Origin of the sequence: Aquabacterium sp., assembly GCF_004297345.1 — a bacterium.
Taxonomy (GTDB): Bacteria; Pseudomonadota; Gammaproteobacteria; order Burkholderiales; family Burkholderiaceae_C; genus Aquabacterium.
Genome location: NZ_SCTN01000400.1, coordinates 1 through 3,877, shown reverse-complemented (window position 1 = coordinate 3,877; position 3,877 = coordinate 1). Strand labels below are relative to the sequence as shown.

At 63.2% G+C, this 3,877-nt stretch carries 3 protein-coding genes; 2 read left to right on the top strand and 1 reads right to left on the bottom strand.

Features of this window, described 5'->3' with window-relative positions; all coding sequences use genetic code 11:
* On the top strand, nucleotides 1-1,226 hold a 1,226-nt coding region (locus tag EPO09_RS15510; RefSeq protein WP_290644234.1), incomplete at its 5' end, for an alkaline phosphatase family protein.
* A 117-nt stretch (nucleotides 1,227-1,343) separates the two neighbouring features.
* Here EPO09_RS15510 and EPO09_RS15505 read toward each other — a convergent pair.
* A complete protein-coding gene (locus EPO09_RS15505; protein ID WP_290644233.1) occupies nucleotides 1,344-2,831 on the bottom strand; it encodes an NAD-dependent succinate-semialdehyde dehydrogenase in 1,488 nt (495 codons plus the stop codon).
* Between the two features lie 171 nt (nucleotides 2,832-3,002).
* On the opposite strand from EPO09_RS15505, the gene EPO09_RS15500 reads away from it, so the two are divergent.
* Nucleotides 3,003-3,877: alanine--tRNA ligase-related protein (locus EPO09_RS15500; RefSeq protein WP_290644232.1), on the top strand; the 875-nt coding region annotated here is incomplete at its 3' end.

The following is a 3,877-nucleotide window of genomic DNA, read 5'->3' as shown; positions in this document are numbered from 1 at the left end:
CCTGGATTGCAGCGCCTGAGGCCTATACCGAGCATCCCAATTTCCCGGCTGATTTCGGTGCCTGGTACATCTCTCAGTTCATCGATGCGCTGGCTGACTCCCCGGAGATCTTCAGCAAGACCGTGTTCTTCATCAACTACGACGAAGAAGGCGGCTTCTTCGATCACATGGTGCCACCGACGCCCGCTGCCTCGGCAGAGCAGGGCGCCTCCACCGTTGATGTCGTCAACGAAATCTACCCCGGTGACAGCAACCATCCCAAGGCCCCGTACGGCCTGGGCATGCGCGTGCCGTTGCTGGTGATCTCGCCTTGGAGCAAGGGCGGCTGGGTCAACTCCGAAGTGTTCGATCACACCTCTTTGATCCGCTTCATTGAAGCCCGCTTTGCCAAGTCCCACCCCGGCTTGCACGAATCCAACATCACGCCATGGCGCCGTGCGGTGGTGGGTGATTTGACTTCGGCCTTTGACTTCGCGTCGCCCAACCGCACGGCCGTGAGCCTGCCCGATACCGATGGCTACTTGCCGACGGACCTGACACGCCAGCCCAACTACACACTGGCCGTGCCCGATCTGCAGCAGATGCCGCAACAGGAAAAGGGCGTGCGTCCGGCGCGGGCCTTGCCCTATGCGCCGCATGCACACGGCCGCGTGAAGGTGTTGGATGGCGCTTTCGGCATTGATTTCGTCAACACGGGCCGCGCCACGGTGGTCTATCAGGTGCGGTCCGCCAAGGGGGCTCATGCTCCGCGCTCGTACACCGTTGACGCAGGCAAGCAGCTTTCAGGCGTCTGGCCTGTGCAGGCCATGGGCTTGTCGGCGTATGACCTGGAAGTGCACGGCCCCAACGGCTTCTACCGTGCTTTCAAGGGCGGCGTGGCACTCACAAGCACCCGCTTGCTGGTGCGTGCAGCCTATGACGAACGCCTGGCTGACGTGGTCTTGAGCATCACCAACCAGTGCGAACACGCCGCCAATGTGCGCGTGGTGGATCAGTACTCAGGCCATGCCGCAGAGCATTCAGGCGAGAAGCGTCGTTTGTCCGTGGGCGAAACCGCGATGATGCGCGTGTCGCTGGACAGAACTCGCGGCTGGTATGACCTGCTGGTCACGGTTGACGGTGACAGCAGCTACGCTTGCCAACTGGCTGGGCACGTGGAGAACGGCCGCCACAGCATCAGCGACCCGCTGCTGGGTGGCTTGCGTCATCTGCATCAAGGCGACTGAGTCGAGTTGACCGAGATAGCCTGGCCTGCGCTTGAGGGGCCAGGCCAGCCATGCCGGACATCGGTTCTCCACCGATGCCCGGCATGGCTTTTTGTAAGGCCGCTTACCAAGGGTGGCTTACTTGTCCAGCCCGCCCAGGCAGATGTACTTGGCTTCCACGTAATCGTCCATGCCCTGGCGCGCGCCTTCGCGGCCCAGGCCCGATTGCTTGACGCCACCAAACGGCACCTCGCAGGTCGAGATCAACCCCGTGTTGACGCCCACCATGCCGTACTCCAGGCCTTCGCTGACGCGGAAGATGCGGCCCACATCGCGGCTGAAGAAGTAGCTGGCCAGCCCGAACTCGGTGTTGTTGGCCAGTTCGATGGCTTCGGCTTCCGTCTCGAACTTGAACACCGGTGCCACGGGCCCGAAGATCTCTTCGCGTGCCATGCGCATGTCGGCCGTCACATTCGAGAGCACGGTTGGCTGGTAGAAGTGGCCACCCGCGATATCGGCACGCGCGCCGCCAGTCACCACCTTGGCACCCTTGTCCAGCGCATCGGCCACCAGTGTTTCCACCTTGGCCAAGGCCTCGGCCTCAATCAAGGGGCCTTGGGTCACGCCAGCCTCGAAACCATTGCCCACCTTCATCTGCGCCACGCGCTCGGCCAGCTTGGCCACAAAGGCGTCGTAAATGCCCGATTGGGCGTACAGGCGGTTGGCGCACACGCAGGTCTGCCCGGCGTTGCGGTACTTGCTGATCATGGCGCCTTCCACGGCGGCATCCAGATCGGCGTCGTTGAACACGATGAAGGGCGCGTTGCCGCCCAACTCCAGCCCCAGTTTCTTCACCGTGGGCGCACATTGCTTCATCAGGATGCGGCCCACTTCCGTCGATCCGGTGAACGACAGATGGCGCACCGTGTCGCTGTCGCACAGTGCCTTGCCCACTTCGATGGACTGCTGCGCATCCGCCGTGATGATGTTGAGCACGCCAGCCGGCATGCCCGCACGTTGTGCCAGTTCCGCCACGGCCAGGGCTGACAAGGGCGTGGCCTCAGCCGGCTTGATGACCACCGGGCAGCCAGCGGCCAGGGCAGGGGCCACCTTGCGGGTGATCATGGCGATGGGGAAGTTCCAGGGCGTGATGGCCGCGCACACGCCAATCGGCTGGCGGATCACCAGAAAGCGCTTGCTCGGGTCGGTGCTGGGCACGGTTTCGCCGTACACGCGGCGGGCCTCTTCGGCGAACCATTCGATGAAACTGGCGCCGTAGCCCACCTCACCCTTGGCCTCGGCCAGGGGCTTGCCTTGCTCGGCCGTCATGATGCGGGCGAGGTCATCAGCATGCTGGTTCAGCAGATGGAACCACTTCATCATGATGGCAGCGCGGGCCTTGGCCGTCATCGCGCGCCAGGCGGGCCAGGCGCGGTTGGCTGCGGCAATGGCGATGTGCGTCTGGTCTGCGCCCAGGTTGGCGACCTCGGCCAGGGGGGCACCAGTCGCAGGGTCCGTCACCGCGAAACGCAGGGCGCCGCCCACCCATTGACCGTCGATCAGCGCGTCGGTTTTCAGCAGCGTCGGGTCCTGGAGCAAGGCCAGCGGAGAAGTGTTCGTGTTCATAGCTTGTCGGTCCTCGTGTCTGATGCCACTTTGCATGCGGCTCGCCCGCCTGAAACGGGTCTGGTTCAATCCGCCATGATAGGGCGCCTCAAACCTATAATCCCAGGTTCCGCCCATGACCCTGTCGGGCGGCCAGCATTCCGATACGAGCGACAAAAGCAGAAAGCCCTCATGAAAGCCGCTGATATCCGCAAGACCTTCCTGGAGTTTTTCCAGTCCAAGGGCCACACCATCGTGGCGTCCAGCCCCGTTGTGCCGGGCGACGACCCGACCCTGCTGTTCACCAATGCGGGTATGAACCAGTTCAAGGACGTGTTCCTGGGCTTTGACAAGCGCCCCTACACCCGCGCCACCACCTCGCAAAAGTGCATCCGCGCCGGCGGCAAGCACAACGACCTGGACAACGTCGGCTACACCGCGCGCCACCACACTTTCTTCGAAATGCTGGGCAACTTCAGCTTCGGGGATTACTTCAAGCGTGACGCCATCAATTACGCCTGGGAGCTGCTGACCAAAGAGTTCAAGCTGCCAGCCGAGAAGCTGACCGTCACGGTGTACGCCGAAGACGACGAGGCCTATGACATCTGGACCAAGGAAGTGGGCGTGCCCGCCGAGCGCGTGATCCGCATCGGCGACAACAAGGGCGCCCGCTACGCGTCTGACAACTTCTGGATGATGGGTGACACCGGCCCTTGCGGCCCCTGCACCGAGATCTTCTACGACCACGGTCCGGAAATCCCTGGCGGCCCTCCCGGCAGCCCCGATGAAGACGGCGATCGTTTCATCGAGATCTGGAACAACGTGTTCATGCAGTTCAACCGCGATGAAGCCGGTGTGATGCACCCGCTGCCCAAGCCCTCGGTGGACACCGGCATGGGCCTGGAGCGCATCGCCGCCGTGCTGCAACACGTGCACGCCAACTACGAGATCGATCTGTTCGTGGCCTTGCTGGCCGCAGCCAAGGCCGCTGTGGAAACCGGCGGCGGCACCGATGTTGATCCCGAAAGCCCTAGCCTGAAGGTCATCGCCGACCACATCCGTGCCTG

Bases quoted from the DNA above. Each gene is read 5' to 3' on its own strand.
- EPO09_RS15505 (WP_290644233.1), bottom strand. From the start codon at position 2,831: ATGAACACGAACACTTCTCCGCTGGCCTTGCTCCAGGACCCGACGCTG.